This window comes from Paraburkholderia dipogonis (assembly GCF_042680985.1).
Classification (GTDB): Bacteria; Pseudomonadota; Gammaproteobacteria; order Burkholderiales; family Burkholderiaceae; genus Paraburkholderia; species Paraburkholderia phytofirmans.
In genome coordinates, this window is record NZ_JBHUFR010000018.1 from 321,898 (window position 1) to 339,844 (window position 17,947).

Genomic DNA, 17,947 nt, shown 5'->3' on the forward strand with positions numbered 1-17,947 from the left:
TGTATTGTCCGTCAAACCCGGCCCCGTCGACGCACAAGCTTTCCCGCACGCGGGCGCCCGATAATACGCTGACCGGCCGACTCGGTAAAAAGTTCGCTCCGCACAATTCGCCGAGGCTTTGTACAATGGCTCGACATGCCCGGCCCGCACGCCAGAAGCGCGCTCGCCGGCTCGAGTTCCAACACTACAGAACGCCATGGCCGATACCGCAACGCCCAATGTGATTCGCCGCGCCGACTACGCGCCGCCCGCCTTCCTGATCGACACCGTCGCACTGGAGTTCGATCTGGTCCCCGAACGCACGGTCGTCCGGAACACGATGCGCGTGCGTCGCAATCCGGAGGCGTCGCGTGCCGCCCACCTGGAGCTGATGGGCGAACAACTGGAGTTCGTCGGCGCCGAGATCGACGGCCAGCCGTTCGCCAATGCCCACGCGCACGAACACGGCTTGCGGCTCGACAACGTGCCGGATCAGTTCGAACTGACGCTCACGAGCATTTGCAATCCGGCTGAAAACACCACGCTGTCGGGCCTTTACGTGTCGGGCGGCAACTTCTTCACGCAGTGCGAGGCCGAGGGCTTTCGCCGCATCACGTACTTCCTCGACCGTCCGGATGTGATGGCGACCTTCACGGTCACGCTGCGTGCCAGCAAAGCCGATTATCCGGTGCTGCTGTCGAACGGCAATCTGCTCGAAGAAGGCGATTTGCCCGACGGCCGCCACTTCGCGCGCTGGGAAGATCCGTTCAGAAAGCCGAGCTATCTGTTCGCACTGGTCGCGGGCAAGCTGGTCGCCCTGGAAGAGCGCGTGAAGAGCGGCTCGGGCAAGGAAAAGCTGCTGCAGGTGTGGGTCGAACCGCACGACCTGGACAAGACCCGTCACGCCATGGATTCGCTGATCCATTCGATCCGCTGGGACGAGGAACGCTTCGGGCTCGAACTCGATCTGGACCGTTTCATGATCGTCGCGGTGAGCGACTTCAACATGGGCGCGATGGAGAACAAGGGGCTCAACATCTTCAACACGAAGTACGTGCTGGCGAACCCCGAAACGGCCACCGACACTGACTTCGCGAACATCGAGGCCGTGGTCGGCCATGAGTATTTCCACAACTGGACCGGCAACCGCGTCACGTGCCGCGACTGGTTCCAGCTGAGCCTGAAAGAAGGCCTGACAGTGTTCCGCGATCAGGAGTTCTCGGCCGACATGGCAGGCGGTGCAACGGACGAAGCCGCGCGCGCCACCAAGCGCATTGAAGACGTGCGCGTGCTGCGCCAGATGCAGTTCGCCGAAGACGCAGGCCCGATGGCGCATCCGGTGCGCCCGGAAAGCTACGTCGAGATCAACAACTTCTACACGATGACGGTCTACGAAAAAGGCTCGGAAGTCGTGCGCATGTATCAGACGCTGTTCGGCCGCGACGGCTTCCGCAAGGGCATGGATCTGTATTTCAAGCGTCACGACGGCCAGGCCGTGACCTGCGACGACTTCCGCCACGCGCTCGCCGACGCGAACGGCCGCGATCTCACGCAATTCGAGCGCTGGTACAGCCAGGCCGGCACACCGCGCGTGTCCGTGCGAACGCAATACGATGCCGCGCAGCAACGCTACAGCGTGACGCTCACGCAAGGCTACGGCGAAGGCGCGCCGGCCGCGCGCGAAACGCAAAAAGGCCCGCTGCTGATTCCGTTCGCGATCGGTTTGATCGGCAAGGACGGCCGCGACCTGCCGCTGCAATTGCAAGGCGAAAACACGGCCTCGGCCTTCACCACGCGCGTGCTCGAATTCACTCAGACCGAACAGACTTTTACGTTCGTCAACGTGACGCAGGAGCCGCTGCCCTCGCTGCTGCGCAATTTCTCGGCGCCGGTGATCGTCGAATACGACTACTCGGCGGAACAGCTCGCGTTCCTGCTGGCTCATGACAGCGACCCGTTCAACCGCTGGGAGGCCGGCCAACGGCTCGCCACGCGCGAATTGCTCACCCTGGCTGGACGCGCCGCCACCGGCGTGCCGCTGCAACTCGACGACTCCGTGGTGGCCGCGTTCGCCCGCGTGCTGACCGACGAAACGCTCTCGCCATCGTTCCGCGAACTCGCGTTGATGCTGCCTTCGGAAGCGTATCTCGCCGAGCAGATGGCCGAATCGAATCCGGCGGCCGTGCACGCCGCGCGGCAGTTCGTGCGCAAGCGTCTCGCCAACGCGCTCAGGAGCGACTGGCTCAAGGTGTACGAGCAACATCGCACGCCGGGCGCTTACGAAGCCACGCCCGAAGCGTCGGGTCATCGCGCGCTGAAGAATCTCGCGCTGTCGTATCTCGCGGAACTGGACGATCCGGCCGAGGCCGTGCGTCTCGCGTCCGCGCAGTACGATGTGGCGAATAACATGACCGACCGCTCGGCGGCGCTCTCCGCGTTGCTCAATGCGTCGGCGGCGAATGGCGGCAGCGCCGAGGCGCAGCAGGCGCTGGACGACTTCTACCGGCGCTTCGAAAAGGAGCCCCTCGTCATCGACAAATGGTTCGCCTTGCAAGCCACGCAGCGCGGCAGCGCGCAGCGTCCAGTGATCGAGATCGTGCGTAAGCTGATGACGCATCCGGCCTTCAACCTGAAGAACCCGAACCGCGCGCGCTCGCTGATTTTCAGCTTCTGCGGGGCGAACCCGGCGCAGTTCCATGCCGAAGACGGCTCGGGCTATGCGTTCTGGGCCGATCAGGTGATCGCGCTTGACGCCATCAATCCGCAAGTGGCCGCGCGCCTCGCCCGCTCGCTGGAACTGTGGCGCCGCTTCACGCCGACGCTGCGCGACGGCATGCGCGCGGCGCTGGAGAAAGTGGCGTCTCAGGTGAAATCGCGCGACGTGCGCGAGATCGTGGAGAAAGCGTTGGCATGATGCTCGCCTAAGCACAGTTGTCGCATCGAAAAGCCGGCACGCGTTGCCGGCTTTTTTTCGCCCTGGATTTTCTGAAGGCGCGACGCGGCCGCGCGCGGCAATCACGTTAGCCATCCGGACGACTGTTCGACTTGCGCTAAAGGGATGAAAGTAAACGCATTCATTTAACGGTTTACGTTTAACGCAACGCGTTATATCATCCCATGATCACGACATTCGGCGACAAAGCTACGGCGGGAATCTTTCAGGGCAAGTTCGTGTACTCATTGCCGCTTCACATGCAGGCGCTCGCGCGCCGCAAGCTGTTCATGATCGACGCCGCGGAATCCATCCGCGACCTGCATGCACCGCCCGGCAACCGGCTCGAAGCATTGCAGGGTCAGCGCAGCGGGCAATGGAGTATCCGGATCAATGCGCAATGGCGCATCTGCTTTCATTTCGTCGAAGGGGAGGCGCTGAATGTCGAAATTGTCGACTATCACTGATTATTGGGAGACCGGCATGGTCATCAAACGCTCCGATCTGGGCAGCATCGATTTCTCTGACATCGACACCGGCGACAGCATCCCGGAAGGTCATCCGGGCGAAATTCTGCGCAGCGAGTTCCTCGAACCGCTCGGCATGTCCGTCAACGCGCTCGCGCTTGCGCTGCGCGTACCGGCGCCGCGCATCAACGACGTCGTGCGTGGCAAGCGCGCCATCTCGGCAGACACGGCGCTGCGGCTCGAGCGCTACTTTGGCGCAAGCGCGCAGTTCTGGCTCAATCTGCAAATCGCCTACGACCTGCGTGTCGCCACGGCGGCGGCCGGCGAGCAGATCGAGCGGGAAATCGAACCCATGCCGAAGGCTGAACGTCCGAAAATGCCGAAGGTTTCAGCCGAACACGCCCGCGCCGCCGCGCTCGCGGCGAGCGTGAGCGGCAAGCTCACAACCGGCAAGGCACGCCGCAAAGCCTGAATTTCGCCACGCACCGGCATGTCCTGCGCGATCGCTGTGCAAGGTTCGCGCGCAAAAGCGCGGAAGCGACACAACGAACGGTTAAAATCAGAATATTCCTCAAGCCTTCCCGGAGTACAGCATGGCTTTGCAACGTCGTACCACACTCACGAAGTACCTGATCGAACAGCAGCGCGAAACCAACAATCTGCCGGCCGATCTGCGCCTTTTGATCGAAGTCGTCGCGCGGGCGTGCAAGGCAATCAGCTACCACGTCAGCAAGGGCGCGCTGGGCGATGCGCTTGGCACAGCGGGCAGCGAGAACGTTCAAGGCGAAGTGCAAAAAAAGCTCGACATTCTGTCGAACGAAATCCTGCTCGAAGCGAACGAATGGGGCGGCAATCTCGCCGGCATGGCGTCCGAGGAAATGGAACAGTTCTTTCCGATCCCGGCGAACTATCCGAAGGGCGAATATCTGCTCGTGTTCGATCCGCTCGACGGCTCGTCGAACATCGACGTCAATGTGTCGATCGGCACGATCTTCTCCGTGCTGCGCTGCCCGGATGGTCAACAACCCACCGAACAGTCGTTCCTGCAGCCGGGCACGCAGCAGGTCGCCGCGGGCTATGCGGTCTACGGTCCGCAAACCGTGCTGGTGCTGACCACCGGCAACGGCGTGAACTGCTTCACGCTCGACCGTGAACTCGGCTCGTGGGTGCTCACGCAAAGCGATATGCGTATTCCGGTCGAAACGCGTGAATATGCGATCAATGCTTCCAACGAGCGCCACTGGTATCCGCCGGTCGAGCAGTACATCGGCGAATTGAAGGCTGGCAAAGACGGTTCGCGTCAAAGCGACTTCAACATGCGCTGGATCGCGTCGATGGTGGCGGACGTCCACCGTATCCTGAATCGCGGCGGCATCTTTATGTACCCGGCCGACAAGCGCACGCCGGACAAGCCGGGCAAGCTGCGCCTGATGTACGAGGCGAATCCGATGGCCTTTATCGTCGAGCAGGCGGGCGGCGCCGCGACCAACGGCGAAAAGCGCATTCTGGACATCCAGCCGAAAAGCCTGCATGAACGCGTCGCCGTGTTCCTCGGCTCGAAGAACGAGGTGGACCGGGTTACGCGCTACCATCTCGAAACAAAAAAGTGAGCCGAGGGGCTTGCCAAGCTGACAAAGAAGTCCCTATAATCTCGTTTCTCCTGATGCCGGAATAGCTCAGACGGTAGAGCAGCGCATTCGTAATGCGAAGGTCGGGGGTTCGATTCCTCTTTCCGGCACCATCAAGATTCAAGCAAAAAGCCCAGTCCTCGCGACTGGGCTTTTTTGCGTTTCCGCACGTGCTTTGGCAGGGTCCACGCACCGCCATCTCGCAATCAACCGCCCTACCACTCACCCACGAAAACCAGGCCGATCGAACTGCGCTGTCACGCCGAGATTGCGTGCCAAAACGGAATTTTCCGCGCGGGCCGGCTCCGGCTGATGAGCGCCGTAGGCCGCGACCGCCTCTTGCGGCGCCGAAGAAAACCACAAAATCCGGCCGGCACACTCGATTCCGACCTGACGACCTTTCCAGTACACAGCGTTTTCCATGGCGAACTCTCTGAGGGACAAAGACTGCCATCTTCCGCGCCGGCAGCGGCGCGTCCGTTAGCCACCGCACTCTGCGCGCGGATAGTCGCTTCAATGATAGGCGGTGATTTCCGGGTTGACGGGGGTGCGTGCGCCACACTTTCACTGGCATCATCGCCACTTCATCATCGGGCATGCTCCGTGCAACTTCATTGGCGTCGCCCGACGCGCCGCGCCATGCTTATTCGCTACTCATCGATATGGACGCCATCCGCAACAAAGCTCGCTCGACACCGCCGCCTTCCGACGAACCCGCTTTCTCCGGCTTCGTGCGCGTGCGCGGCGCGCGCGAACACAATCTGAAAAACATCGACGTGCAGATTCCGCGCGATGCGCTGGTCGTCTTCACCGGCGTGTCGGGATCGGGCAAATCGTCGCTGGCATTCGGCACGTTGTATGCCGAAGCGCAGCGGCGCTATTTCGAATCGGTCGCGCCGTATGCCCGGCGCCTGATCGAGCAGGTCGGCGTGCCTGAAGTGGACGCGATCGAAGGCCTGCCGCCCGCGGTCGCGTTGCAGCAGCAGCGCGGCACGCCGAGCGCGCGCTCGTCGGTTGGCAGCGTGACCACGCTGTCGAGTCTCGTGCGTATGCTCTATTCGCGCACCGGCGACTATCCACCGAAGCAACCCATGCTGTTCGCCGAGGATTTCTCGCCGAACACGGTGCAAGGCGCCTGCCCGACTTGCCATGGACTCGGCCGCGTGTACGAGGTCACGGAAAAATCCATGGTGCCGGACGACTCGCTGACCATTCGCGAGCGCGCAATCGCGGCATGGCCACCCGCGTGGCACGGACAGAATCTGCGCGACATTCTGGTGACGCTCGGCTACGACGTCGATAAACCGTGGCGCGATTTGCCGAAAAAGGATCGCGACTGGATTCTCTTCACCGACGAACAGCCGACCGCGCCCGTCTACGCCGGTCTCACGCCGAAGGAGACCCGCGCCGCGCTCAAACGCAAGGACGAACCGAGCTATCAGGGCACCTTCACCGGTGCGCGCCGCTACGTGCTGCACACGTTCGCGAACACGCAAAGCGCGCTGATGAAAAAACGCGTGTCGCAATTCATGATCGGCAGCGTCTGTCCGACCTGTCATGGCAAGCGGCTCAAGAAGGAAGCGCTGTCGGTGAAGTTTGCCGGGCTCGATATCGGCGAGTTCGCCCAGTTGCCGCTCGCCAGACTTGCCGAGATGCTCGAACCGATCACGCGCGGCGAATGGCCCGAGCCGGACGGCGCACATTCTGGCAAAGGCGCCGGCAAAGGCAGCGTGCTCAGCAAGAACGCCATGCGCGATGCCGTCGACAAACGGGTCGCCGCAGGCGGTTCGGCGCACAAAGCCGCGCCCGACGTGCGGCGCACGCCCAACCTGTCCGAGGAAAAACGCGTCGCCGCGCAGCGCATTGCCGCCGAGTTGCTCGAACGCCTGAGCACTCTGGTCGATCTGGGTCTGGGCTATCTCGCGCTGGAGCGCAGCACGCCCACGCTGTCATCCGGCGAACTGCAGCGCTTGCGGCTCGCCACGCAGTTGTCGTCGCAGTTGTTCGGCGTGGTGTATGTGCTCGACGAGCCGTCGGCCGGCCTGCATCCCGCGGATGGCGAAGCGCTCTTCAGCGCGTTGCAGAGTCTGAAGGCCGCGGGCAATTCGCTGTTCGTCGTCGAACACGATTTGCAGATGATGCGGCGCGCCGACTGGCTCATCGACGTCGGTCCCGCAGCCGGTGAAGCAGGCGGCCATGTGGTTTATAGCGGGCCGCCCGCCGGCCTCGCGAAGGTCGAGGCTTCGCATACGCGCCGGCATCTGTTCGCGCCGCCCGAGCCTGTCGCGCGCGCGACGCGCGAACCGGCCGGCTGGTTAAAGCTCGCCGGCATCACGCGCAACAATCTGCACGGGCTGGACGCCGCGTTTCCGCTCGGCTGCCTGACCGCCGTCACGGGCGTGTCGGGCTCGGGCAAGTCGAGCCTCGTGAGCCAGGCGCTGCCGGAACTGGTCGCCAGCCACCTCGGACGCGTCTTCGAAAACCCGGACGACGACGAGCAGGACCCGTTGCTCGCCACGGCGAGCGCGCCGACCGGCGGCCGCATCGCCGAAGGCATGGATGCACTGCGGCGGCTCGTGCGCGTCGATCAGAAACCGATCGGGCGCACGCCGCGCTCCAACCTCGCCACCTACACGGGCCTCTTCGACCACGTGCGCAAGCTGTTCGCCGACACGCCGCTCGCGCGCAAACGCCGCTACGGCGCGGGCCGCTTCTCGTTCAACGTGGCGCAAGGCCGTTGCCCGACGTGCGAAGGCGAAGGCTTCGTCAGCGTCGAGTTACTGTTCCTGCCAAGCGTCTATGCGCCCTGCTCGACCTGTCACGGCACGCGCTACAACACGCAGACGCTGGAAGTCACATGGCGCGATAAAAACATCGCCGAGGTGCTCGGCCTGACCGTCGACGCCGCCTGCGATTTCTTCGCCGACGAAGCCAGCGTGATGCGCGCGCTAAAAGTGCTGCGCGATATCGGCCTCGGCTATCTGCGGCTCGGTCAGCCGGCCACCGAATTGTCCGGCGGCGAAGCCCAGCGCATCAAGCTCGCCACGGAGCTGCAACGCGCGCAACGCGGCGACACGCTGTATATCCTCGACGAACCGACCACCGGCCTGCATCCCGCCGATGTCGACCGGCTGATGGTGCAACTCCAGGGACTCGTGGATGCCGGCAATACCGTCGTCGTGGTCGAACACGACATGCGGGTGGCCGCGCAAAGCGACTGGGTCGTGGATGTCGGCCCGGGCGCCGGCGACGCCGGCGGCAAGATCGTGGCGAGCGGCACGCCGGCTGAGATCGTGCGCGTAAAGGAAAGCCGCACCGCCGACTATCTGCGGCAGCACCTCGCAGGGTGAAAGAAAGAAGCGTGCGCGCTAGCGAGCGCCGCGCTTCTCTTTCAGGAAGTCGATCAGCGCGCGCAGTTTGAGCGGCATTTGCGCCCGACTCGCCGTGTAGAGATAGAAACCCGGAAAGCTCGGACACCATGCGTCGAGTACCCGCACGAGGCGGCCATCGGCGAGCTGCTCGCGTATGAAGTCCTCGATAACGTGCAGCAGGCCCACGCCCTGTTCTGCCGCTTGCACCATCGTGCGCAGGTCGTTCGTGACGAGCGCGCCGCGCGTCTCGACTTCGAACACGCGCGCCGGATCGTCTGGCGGCGCGAACTCCCATCGATAAATACCGCCGCTCGACGCAAAGCGGTAGCGCAGGCAGTCATGCGCGGCGAGATCGGCTGGCGTCGCGGGCAGCGCATAGCGCTCGAAATAGGCCGGCGAGCCCGCCACCGCAATGCGAATCTCGCCGCCCAACGGCACCGCCACCATGTCCTGCGCAACCCGTTCGCCGAGCCTGATGCCGGCGTCGAAGCCTTCGCCGACGACATCGGCCAGGCCGTCGTCGAGCGTCAGGTCGAGACGGATCTGCGGATAGCGGCGTGTGAATTCCGCAAGATGCGGCTGCACCAGCAACTCGCTCGCGACCCGCGGCAAGTTGATGCGCAGATTGCCCGCGGGCTGGTCGCGGGTTTCGTCGAGCGCCTCGAAGGCGGCCTCGAGTTCGCCCAGCGCAGGCCGCACGCGCGCGAGAAACTGCGCGCCGGCTTCGGTCAGCGCCACGCGCCGCGTCGTCCGGTTGAACAGACGCACGTTCAATTGCGTTTCGAGCGAACGGATGCTTTGCGAGAGCGCCGAAGCCGTCACGCCGGTCTCGGCGGCCGCATGCGTAAAGCTGCCGTGACGCGCCACGCTCACGAACGCCATCAACGCCGGCAACTGCGCAGGATCCATCGCGGCCCCCATTATTAAGTCGGACTTCACAATCCTTGCAGACAAGCGGCATTTTTCCACGAAAAGAATCGGCGCACGATGGAGCCATCGATTCAATTTTTCTACGACACCGCCCAAGGAGACTGACATGACGATGAACCGCTATACCCTGCTCGGCCGCTCAGGCTTGCGCGTCAGCCCGATCGCGCTCGGCACGATGACTTTCGGCACGGAATGGGGCTGGGGCGCCGAGGAAAAGTCGGCGCAGCGGCTGTTCGATCTCTACGTGGATGCCGGCGGCAATTTCATCGACACCGCCGACCTCTACACGGAAGGCACCAGCGAAAAATGGCTGGGCAAGTTCGTCGCGGCGCGCGGCCTGCGCGAGCGGCTGGTGATCGCGACCAAGTACGGCTACAACGCCGAGTCCGGCAACCCGAACGCGGGCGGCAACCATCGCAAGAATCTGCTGCGCGCGCTCGACGGCTCGCTCAAGCGGCTCGGCACCGACTACATCGACCTGTACTACCTGCACACGTGGGATCGCGTCACGCCGGTAGACGAAGTGATGCGCGCCATGGACGACGCCGTGCGCGCCGGCAAGATCCGCTATGTCGGCTTGTCGGATACGCCCGCCTGGTTCGCCGGGCGCGCGCAGACGCTCGCCGACTGGCGCGGCTTCGAACCGGTCGCCGCCATGCAGCTTGAGTACTCGATGATCGAACGCAACGCGGAGAATGAATTCGCCGATCTCGCCGCCAATCTCGGCATGGGACTCGTGCCATGGAGCCCGCTCGGCATGGGCGTGCTGTCCGGCAAGTACCGGCCTTCGCAGAGCGGCGCGGCAGGCGGTTTTTCCGGTGACGGTCGCCTCGCGAGCATGGCCAGCGCGCCGCCGCCGGGATTCGACAAACTGACCGAGCGCAACTTCCGCATCGTGGCGGAACTTGAGTCGGTCGCCCAACTCGCCGGCCGGCCGATGGCGCAAGTCGCGCTGAACTGGCTGCATCAGAAGCGCGGCGTGTCGAGCATCATCGTCGGCGCGACGCGGCCGGAGCAGTTGCAGGAGTCGCTCGCTTCGCTCGACTTCACGCTCGCATCGGAATTGATCGCGCGGCTCGACGCCGTGTCCGAACCGGCGCGCCCATTCCCCTACTACATGTTTGCGGACGGTCATCAGGCCAGGATTCACGGACAGGTCGAAGTGAGTGACAAACCGGCCGGATATTCCGCGTCAGTGAAAATCCCAGCACCGACGGCGTAAAAATAGCGTCTGACGAAAGCCCAGCGTTCGCTGCCGAACGTTGGGTTTTCTTATTCAGGCAAAAAATCTTAAAAAGTGTTTTCAGTCGTCAACGAAACGGGAGAATCGTTCGTTTACAAAAGATTAGAGGGCCGAATGGCGCGGATTGATCGATGGCAATTAACGAACGTTCGGCCTCTTAAGTAGAAAATCCTGTCGGTGCGGCAGCGCACAAAGATTCGCGACGATTGGTTGTTATCGGCCAATATGAATGTGGAGTGCGCGAAAACAACGACTGGATGCTGTACGGCCCGCAGGATAAGGCCGTGAGGGAAATGGCGCGGAGTATTGGATTGCCTGGAACGGTGACGGCGAAATAAGGCTATTAGCAGTCAACCGATAAATTCTATTCAAACATTCCGTTCCATTGTTGACCTGTGCCGTTAAAGCAACAAACAACATGTAACCCGCATCAGCACGCTCGTGCAAAACGGGGACCGAGGCAGATAATCGGTTTGTAAAGGAGAGAGATCATGGATGCCAAACCACCGAAAGTTCCGACCCCGGATAAAGTCTTTTGCCCGGATCCGGAACCCGCTGGCGTCGAGTTTCTGGGTGCTGAGCTGCCGGAGCACGTTCGCGCCTTTTTCGACGAACAACGCAAGTCGTGCGATTCGAAGTAACTGTGCCGTGGTGCAATGCAGCATTGACGTCCGCGCGTCTGGCGCGCGGCGGTTGTTTGCATACGTTTCACCGCTCGTTTTCTGCTCGATTCGTGACGCGGGGTCAGTCCGTCTGATTCGGATGACGCTGGGCCGTATGGCTCGACGTCTGTTTTTGCTCGTCCGTTTTCGCTCACCCTGCCGGGGTCGACGTCCGACGGTTTTCCGTCGGAAGACAGACGCACGTTCGGCGCATCGTCTATTCTTCTGATTTTTCTTCCGCGGCCGCTCGGCTGCTGCCATTTTCCATGAATCGTTCTTATCGCTTCGGCGCGTCATGCATGCTCGCGCTGCTGGCTGCTCTTGCATTCGCGCCCGCTCCCGCCATCGCGGATGGTGACGACACCGCGCTCACCAATCTGATCGCGCTTGCCTCGCAGCGCCTCGCGCTGGCGGAACCCGTGGCGCGCTGGAAGTGGGCGAATCACCAGGACATCACCGACACCCCGCGCGAAAACGCCCTCCTCGCCGATGTCGAGAAGCGCGCTGCCGCGGCGAACGTCGACCCGGCGTTTGCCCGTGCTTTCTTTCAGGACCAGATCGACGCCAGCAAGGACGTACAAAACGCGCTGTTCGCCACGTGGCGCCGCAGCCAGCCGCCGCAAGGACCCGCGCCCGATCTGGCGACCAGTACAAGACCGCAGTTGGACCGGCTGACACAATCGCTCGTGGCCGGCCTTGCGCGCGTTCAGCCGTTGCGCGCGACATCGGATTGTCCGTCGCGCGTCGCGCAATCGCTGGCTAACTGGAAGTCGCTGACGCGCTACGACTCGGCTCATTCGAGCGCGTTGACGCGCGCTCTCGGACACGTGTGTGAAACGGGCGGCGTGGGCGCAACGGGTTAGTTCGAGTGGGATGAAGCGCGCAGTTTGAGACTGGTGAATGGCCGCCGAAGCGGCACGCGCGCTTGAACTCGCTTTGAACAGCGGGCTATCGGTTGAAACCAAAGTCGCTAAAAACCAAACCGGTGAGCGCCTTCAGGCAAGACTCGCCACCGCCGCTCCACGCGACACGCTCAGCGGCATCACACGCAAACCGCGGGCGAGATGGCTCTGCAAGATGCGATACGTCGACAACTCGAACGGACCCACTGCACCCGACGCATGCAACTCCGCCGCCAGCGCGAGCGATGCCGCGTGGCCCACGTAACACCAACGGTCCACGACATGAAACGCGCGCGCCTGCGACGCCTCCTCACGCTCCTCGAATACGATCGGCCCGTCGAACGGCCAAGGCGCGTCAGGAGGATCGCCCTTCGCGACACGCGGCACCCGGTTATGGCCGGGGCGCAGCGTCGCGATCCACTGCGCCTCCGCGAGCATGGCGCCCAATTCTCCGCCGGTCGCGCGCCATTCGACACGCCGCACCTGCTGCGCAAGCCGGATATCTTTGGATGAGCGCCGCTCGCCGGTTAAATGTGAGCGCAGCCGCTGGCGCACGCGCACGCTTCGCCCGACATACAGCGGCAAATCCTCTTCCCCGTAGAACGCGTAGACGCCGCAACCGGCCGGCGCGGTATCGAGCAGATCTTCAGTGATCTCGCCCGCAAGCCGGTAGCGCCGCGTGGTGCGCTCGATCTGCGTACGCAATATGTCGAGCGGCACGAGGCCGTGCAGACGTTGCCAGAACTGCCAGATGAGATCGGCGTCGGCGAGCGCGCGGTGGCGGTCGGACGGCACGAGCGCGTGACGCTCGACCAGAGCGTCGAGACCGTGACGCTTTTCCGCTGGAAACAGCGCGCGCGACAGGCGCACGGTGCACAGCACGTCCGGATCGAACGCCAGTCCGACCCGGCGAAACTCGCCGCGCAGAAATCCGCGATCGAAGCTGGCGTTATGCGCGACGAACAGTTTGCCGTTCAGACGCTCGAAAAGCTCCGGCGCGATCGCATCGAAGGTCGGCGCGCCCCGCACCATCGCATTCGTGATGCCGGTGAGCTGCTGGATGAACGAGGGAATCGGCTGCTGAGGGTCGACCAGACTGCTCCAGCGCGACACGCCGGCGGATCCGATTTCGACCACACCCACCTCGGTGATGCGATGCTCGGCGGTCGAGCCACCCGTGGTTTCAAGGTCGACGAAGACGATCGGCCCATCCAGGGCCGGTTCCGGCAAAAACTGTTCAGACATGGAAAAGGAGACTTTGGACGCGTGGCTTTGCGGCAAGTATGCACCAGTTGGCGGCCGAGTACCCGAATGGCATCGCATTACGTCAAGTGAGTTGGGCGCGATGCTCTTGTTTCCGCATAAGCCACGGCCTCTCGCAAAACCCGAAGTCATTTCGTTTTTGCGACGGACACAGAGGTAGGATGGTGAAGCTTTTGAGAGATTTTGGCTGGCCGTTCAAATCACTCCCCAGCGGATATTTAAAACCAGTCGCCTCGGCCAAATGACATCAGACATCAAAAAGCCCTCGTATTTAACGAAGGCTTTCGTTCACTCTGCCGCGCGACCATGCGCCGAGCCGCGTTGACTGGCTTACAGCGGCTGGATGTTCGCCGCCTGCTTGCCCTTCGGGCCGGCCTTGACGTCGAACGAAACGCGCTGATTTTCCTTCAGCGATTTGAAGCCTTCCGCGCGAACCTCCGAAAAGTGCGCGAACAGATCTTCGCCGCCAGAATCCGACGTGATGAAGCCAAAGCCTTTAGCATCGTTGAACCATTTGACGATACCGGTTTCCATTTCCAGTTTCCTTCGATGATTTATTAATTATCGGGCATTACCCTGAAAACCGAATATCGGACCCACGCCATGTAATCCGATCTGGCGGGCGAAATTCAGCATTGCCGTTATACGGGGAACGAAGAATTGTCGTCAAGCGAATTTTCGATATACGGTTATCACGCCGCACGATCAGCCTTAGCTTATCGGCTTGAAAATGTAGATCGCATATAGATATGCGAATTTGAATAATCAGACCGAGTCAATATTACTCAATTGGCAGCCGGGATGCGCTTTAGCGGGAAAATTTTCAGGCTATTGCCGAAAAATGTAACAAAAGATGTTTTCCGTAAGTGTTTTTCCGACTTGCTGCACCACATGCATAGCGGGATGATTGATTTCGGTAGTGGTAGTAACGCGCATTAGGGAGATTGCCATGTTGTTCAATCAAATCCGCAGCCTCTTTACGTGGCTGATCCACTCGCACGCAAAGACAGCTTCAGAAGAATCTGCCCCAATCGCGGACACGCCGTCGATCTTCGAAATCGATCCCATGTGGCACGGCGATCATTGGCAAAACCTGCTGTCGTCCCCCATGGACGCGCGTCGCTATGTGATGGAAGACTGGAGCGTCTCAATAGCGGACGACTGGAACGAAGTGGACGGCGCGGCGCCCGCCCACTGAGCGCGTCGTCAATCGGCGCAGCGCAGGCGAAAAAAAAGCGCGACTGGAAAAGTCGCGCCGACAAAGGTTTGGAGATCTTTTTCGTCAACGAAAAAGCCTGCTTCGGAAAGCAGAAACTTCAGTATAGCGGTTCGGTTCCAATTCGATTATTCGCATAAACAACAATCATCTGTTGCGGCAATAACAACAATCTCATTTTACGTTTTATTACGTTGTTTTTTTGCATCGATTCGTGTCGCGAATCAGCAACGCAACGCTTCCCGCATCTCGCCCATAACTTCTGAAAATCGCTGAAAGCCTTTATTGATAAGGCTTCAACGGTGTTCACGTATCATTTCTCAACGCGTAATACTTTATTGCGGAAATCGGAACGTCTATTACACGAAGTGTCTCTCTACACTCTGCCTAACCGGAAACCAGCGCGATTTTGTTCAGCGCGCATCTCACTCGGATTACGCCTCTCGCAGCGCCCGCGTGAAGGTCTCCTTAAGCCTGGGTTCAATGCCCACTCTCGCTCTCGGAGTTACAAGATGAAAAAGACACTCATGGTCGCGGCCCTCACGGGCGTTTGCGCAACCGCTGCGCATGCACAAAGCAGCGTCACGCTGTACGGTTTGATCGACGCCGGCATTACTTATACGAACAACCAGCATGGCCACAGCAACTGGCAGGAAACCAGCGGTTCAGTGAACGGCAGCCGGTGGGGCCTGCGTGGGTCGGAAGATCTGGGCGGCGGTCTCAAGGCCATCTTTACGTTAGAAAACGGTTTCGGTATCAATGATGGCACGCTCAAGCAAGGCGGCCGCGAATTCGGCCGTCAAGCGTTCGTGGGTTTGACGAGCGACCAGTTCGGCGCCGTCACCCTGGGCCGTCAATACGACAGCATGGTCGACTACGTCGGCCCGCTGGCCCTGACCGGCACGCAATACGGCGGCACGCAGTTCGCCCACCCGTTCGACAACGACAACCTGAACAACTCGTTCCGTGTCAACAACTCGGTCAAGTACCAGAGCGCCAACTACGGCGGCTTCAAATTCGGCGCGTTGTATGGCTTCTCGAACCAGGCGGACGGCTTCGCGAACAACCGTGCTTATAGCGCGGGCGCGTCGTACAACTGGGGCGGCCTGAACGTCGCTGCCGCTTACCTGCAATTGAACAGTAACGGCGCGACTGGCGCGGCGGCGGCGTTCAATTCGGGCGGCGCGGTGTCGAGCGACAACACGTTCTTCGCCGGCCGCCAGCAAACGTGGGGCGCGGGTGCCAACTACGCGTTCGGCCCGGCAACGGTCGGCCTCGTGTATTCGCAGACGAACCTGTCGAGCCTGGCCGGTATCGGCGCCGGCGCATCGGGTCAAAGCAACGGCATCGCCTTCGGCAACAACAGCGCTCATTTCCAGAACTTCGAAGCGAACGCCCGTTATGCACTGACGCCGGCCGTCAGCATTGCCGGTTCGTACACGTACACCCGCGCTAGCCTGGCTGGCACCCGTCCGCACTGGAATCAGTTCAACCTGCAAACCGCGTACGCGCTGTCCAAGCGTACCGACGTATATCTGCAAGGCGAATATCAGCAAGTCAACGAAAACGCTGTCGTGGATGCCGACATCAACGGTCTGGCCGCTTCGGGCAACAACAAGCAAGTCGCTGTGACCGCAGGTCTGCGTCACCGCTTCTAAAGCTGCGGGTAACACCCGTGAGCTCGAAGGCGCCGTTCGCGGCGCCTTTTTTTATGCCTCGTCAGCAGCCGGGTTGAATGGCAGGAAGCGGACGGAGCAGCCTTCAGCGAGGTGATTCAACCGCCCGTATCCGGCGGCGGATATTTGACGTCGAGTATGTCGATCGGCTGCGGGCCGGCAGGCGTGTACAACGTGACGGTATCGCCGACTTTCGCCTTGAGCAGCGCGCGCGCAATCGGCGAGATCCAGCTGACGTAGCCGATATCGAGATCGACCTCATCGATGCCGACAATCGTCACAATATGCGCCTCGCCGTCCTCCGCTGCATACTCGACGGTTGCACCGAAGAAAACCTGGTCGACATTCTCCTGCTTGCTGCTGTCGACCACTTCCGCGAGGTCCAGGCGTTTGGTCAGAAAACGGATGCGCCGATCGATTTCGCGCAACCGGCGCTTGCCATAGATGTAATCGCCATTCTCGGAGCGATCGCCGTTCGAGGCCGCCCACGACACTAGTTTGACCACTTCCGGCCGGTCCACGTCGATCAGATGCAGCAGTTCGTCGCGCATGCGCCGATAGCCGGCGGGCGTGATGTAGTTTTTCGTGCCAGCGGGAACGTCCGGCTGGGCGACGTCGAGATCGTCGTCATTCTCTTCGCTCGACTCTTTGACAAAGGCCTTGTTCATGATGGTCCGGTAACTGCAGCAAGCGACTGCCTATCAAGGGTACACGATCACGACTATGAGACAAATCGCAGTTACATGCTTCCCTTTTTCGAAACCTTTGCTATAATCTCGTTTCTGCGTGCGGCTGTAGCTCAGTTGGATAGAGTACTTGGCTACGAACCAAGGGGTCGTGGGTTCGAATCCTGCCAGCCGCACCACTTATTCGAGGGCCTTCCTCCGGGAAGGCCCTTACGTTTTACCCCAGTTTCAGTGCAGTAAGCATCACCCGTTTAGCGTGCGGCTGTAGCTCAGTTGGATAGAGTACTTGGCTACGAACCAAGGGGTCGTGGGTTCGAATCCTGCCAGCCGCACCACCTATAGAGGGCCTTCCGATCGGAAGGCCCTTTGTTTTTTGTTCGTCGGTTTGCGTCTCAGCGTATGACGCAACACCCTGCCATCGAGGTCGGTGCTCGCCCGACACGAACCGCTATCGCGGCGCCGACTGAATATCTCCGATCTGCCCATCCGGGTTCGGCACATCGCCGAAAGACGCTGCTGTTGCCGCCTGCTCGCCGCCGATTTCCCGCTCGCCAATGGGTTGCGCCCGATCGCCGGTCAGCGCCTGCGCTTCATGCAGCACGTCCGCCACGGTTTCGCCGTAACGGCTCTCGACGAATGCTCTCAGCAAGGCAATCCGCAACGAGTCGCCCTGCCCTTCCACGGTTCGGTGTCCGCCTTCGAATTCCGCGATGCAGTGCGCCGCGCCCTGGTAGCTCCGCTCGCGCACCTCGAGTCGCTGCGCGCGCTCCAGCACTGCCGCCGCAGCTTCCCACGAGGTGGATGGCGTAAAACGGCCGTCCCAGAGACGTCCGCGGTCATTGCCGCGAACTGCAACGGTTTCGCCGCTATCGGTAAAGTAGATTTCGCGCACGAAGTCGTGCAGGCTGCGGGCAACCCAGTAATCGAGTGCCAGGCCGTTGAGGTCGGATACGTTCACGAGTGTTCTCCCTGAGATTCAGGTGAGACTCGCC

At 61.6% G+C, this 17,947-nt stretch carries 16 protein-coding genes and 3 tRNA genes; 13 read left to right on the top strand and 6 right to left on the bottom strand.

Annotated features, from left to right (window positions below; genetic code table 11):
• The first annotated feature begins 196 nt into the window (after positions 1–196).
• The 5 genes from pepN to ACFSNN_RS25110 all read left to right on the top strand — a co-directional run bounded on the left by pepN (position 197) and on the right by ACFSNN_RS25110 (position 5,119).
• Positions 197–2,893, top strand: coding sequence for an aminopeptidase N (pepN, locus tag ACFSNN_RS25090; RefSeq protein WP_134458073.1), 2,697 nt, complete (start codon positions 197–199; stop codon positions 2,891–2,893).
• 203 nt (positions 2,894–3,096) lie between these two features.
• Positions 3,097–3,378 (top strand): type II toxin-antitoxin system RelE/ParE family toxin, encoded by a 282-nt coding sequence (locus ACFSNN_RS25095; RefSeq protein ID WP_012434039.1) that lies wholly within the window; start codon positions 3,097–3,099, stop codon positions 3,376–3,378.
• 16 nt (positions 3,379–3,394) lie between these two features.
• Positions 3,395–3,850: a HigA family addiction module antitoxin gene (locus tag ACFSNN_RS25100; protein WP_106313856.1), complete on the top strand. Its 456-nt coding sequence runs from the start codon at positions 3,395–3,397 to the stop codon at positions 3,848–3,850.
• A 121-nt stretch (positions 3,851–3,971) separates the two neighbouring features.
• Positions 3,972–4,988 carry a class 1 fructose-bisphosphatase gene (locus tag ACFSNN_RS25105; protein ID WP_106283319.1) on the top strand — a complete coding sequence of 339 codons (1,017 nt, stop codon included), beginning with the start codon at positions 3,972–3,974 and terminating at the stop codon, positions 4,986–4,988.
• A 55-nt stretch (positions 4,989–5,043) separates the two neighbouring features.
• Positions 5,044–5,119, top strand: a tRNA-Thr gene (locus tag ACFSNN_RS25110).
• Between the two features lie 109 nt (positions 5,120–5,228).
• Here ACFSNN_RS25110 and ACFSNN_RS25115 read toward each other — a convergent pair.
• Entirely contained in the window at positions 5,229–5,429 is a 201-nt protein-coding gene (locus ACFSNN_RS25115) for a hypothetical protein (protein WP_134458072.1), read from the bottom strand.
• A gap of 239 nt (positions 5,430–5,668) precedes the next feature.
• Here ACFSNN_RS25115 and ACFSNN_RS25120 point away from each other — a divergent pair, with 239 nt between their 5' ends.
• Positions 5,669–8,356 carry an excinuclease ABC subunit UvrA gene (locus ACFSNN_RS25120; protein ID WP_134459116.1) on the top strand — a complete coding sequence of 896 codons (2,688 nt, stop codon included), beginning with the start codon at positions 5,669–5,671 and terminating at the stop codon, positions 8,354–8,356.
• Positions 8,357–8,374: 18 nt separating this feature from the next.
• Here the strand turns inward: ACFSNN_RS25120 and ACFSNN_RS25125 are convergent, their stop codons facing one another.
• Positions 8,375–9,286 (bottom strand): LysR family transcriptional regulator, encoded by a 912-nt coding sequence (locus ACFSNN_RS25125; protein WP_208949503.1) that lies wholly within the window; start codon positions 9,284–9,286, stop codon positions 8,375–8,377.
• 127 nt (positions 9,287–9,413) lie between these two features.
• Between ACFSNN_RS25125 and ACFSNN_RS25130 the strand changes: the two genes are divergently transcribed.
• From ACFSNN_RS25130 to ACFSNN_RS25140, 3 genes are all read left to right on the top strand, one after another.
• A complete protein-coding gene (locus ACFSNN_RS25130) occupies positions 9,414–10,529 on the top strand; it encodes an aldo/keto reductase (protein ID WP_134458070.1) in 1,116 nt (371 codons plus the stop codon).
• A gap of 512 nt (positions 10,530–11,041) precedes the next feature.
• On the top strand, positions 11,042–11,191 hold the full coding sequence (locus ACFSNN_RS25135) for a hypothetical protein (protein ID WP_007180815.1): 150 nt from the start codon (positions 11,042–11,044) through the stop codon (positions 11,189–11,191).
• Positions 11,192–11,478: 287 nt separating this feature from the next.
• The gene (locus tag ACFSNN_RS25140) at positions 11,479–12,075 is read left to right on the top strand and encodes a chorismate mutase (RefSeq protein WP_134458069.1); all 597 of its coding nucleotides are present in this window, start codon (positions 11,479–11,481) and stop codon (positions 12,073–12,075) included.
• Between the two features lie 132 nt (positions 12,076–12,207).
• On the opposite strand, the gene ACFSNN_RS25145 is transcribed toward ACFSNN_RS25140, so the two are convergent.
• Both ACFSNN_RS25145 and ACFSNN_RS25150 read right to left on the bottom strand, forming a co-directional pair.
• Positions 12,208–13,359 carry an exonuclease domain-containing protein gene (locus tag ACFSNN_RS25145; RefSeq protein WP_134458068.1) on the bottom strand — a complete coding sequence of 384 codons (1,152 nt, stop codon included), beginning with the start codon at positions 13,357–13,359 and terminating at the stop codon, positions 12,208–12,210.
• Positions 13,360–13,707: 348 nt separating this feature from the next.
• Positions 13,708–13,911, bottom strand: coding sequence for a cold-shock protein (locus ACFSNN_RS25150; protein ID WP_134458067.1), 204 nt, complete (start codon positions 13,909–13,911; stop codon positions 13,708–13,710).
• Between the two features lie 415 nt (positions 13,912–14,326).
• On the opposite strand from ACFSNN_RS25150, the gene ACFSNN_RS25155 reads away from it, so the two are divergent.
• Positions 14,327–14,575: a hypothetical protein gene (locus ACFSNN_RS25155; protein ID WP_134458066.1), complete on the top strand. Its 249-nt coding sequence runs from the start codon at positions 14,327–14,329 to the stop codon at positions 14,573–14,575.
• Positions 14,576–15,105: 530 nt separating this feature from the next.
• A complete protein-coding gene (locus ACFSNN_RS25160; protein ID WP_134458065.1) occupies positions 15,106–16,251 on the top strand; it encodes a porin in 1,146 nt (381 codons plus the stop codon).
• Between the two features lie 116 nt (positions 16,252–16,367).
• Here the strand turns inward: ACFSNN_RS25160 and greB are convergent, their stop codons facing one another.
• Positions 16,368–16,937, bottom strand: coding sequence for a transcription elongation factor GreB (greB, locus tag ACFSNN_RS25165; protein ID WP_134458064.1), 570 nt, complete (start codon positions 16,935–16,937; stop codon positions 16,368–16,370).
• A gap of 120 nt (positions 16,938–17,057) precedes the next feature.
• On the opposite strand from greB, the gene ACFSNN_RS25170 reads away from it, so the two are divergent.
• A tRNA-Arg gene (locus ACFSNN_RS25170) sits at positions 17,058–17,134 on the top strand.
• A 79-nt stretch (positions 17,135–17,213) separates the two neighbouring features.
• Positions 17,214–17,290 (top strand) — tRNA-Arg (locus tag ACFSNN_RS25175).
• Positions 17,291–17,403: 113 nt separating this feature from the next.
• On the opposite strand, the gene ACFSNN_RS25180 is transcribed toward ACFSNN_RS25175, so the two are convergent.
• Positions 17,404–17,913 (bottom strand): phage protein NinX family protein, encoded by a 510-nt coding sequence (locus tag ACFSNN_RS25180; RefSeq protein ID WP_134458063.1) that lies wholly within the window; start codon positions 17,911–17,913, stop codon positions 17,404–17,406.
• Between the last annotated feature and the right edge of the window lie 34 nt (positions 17,914–17,947).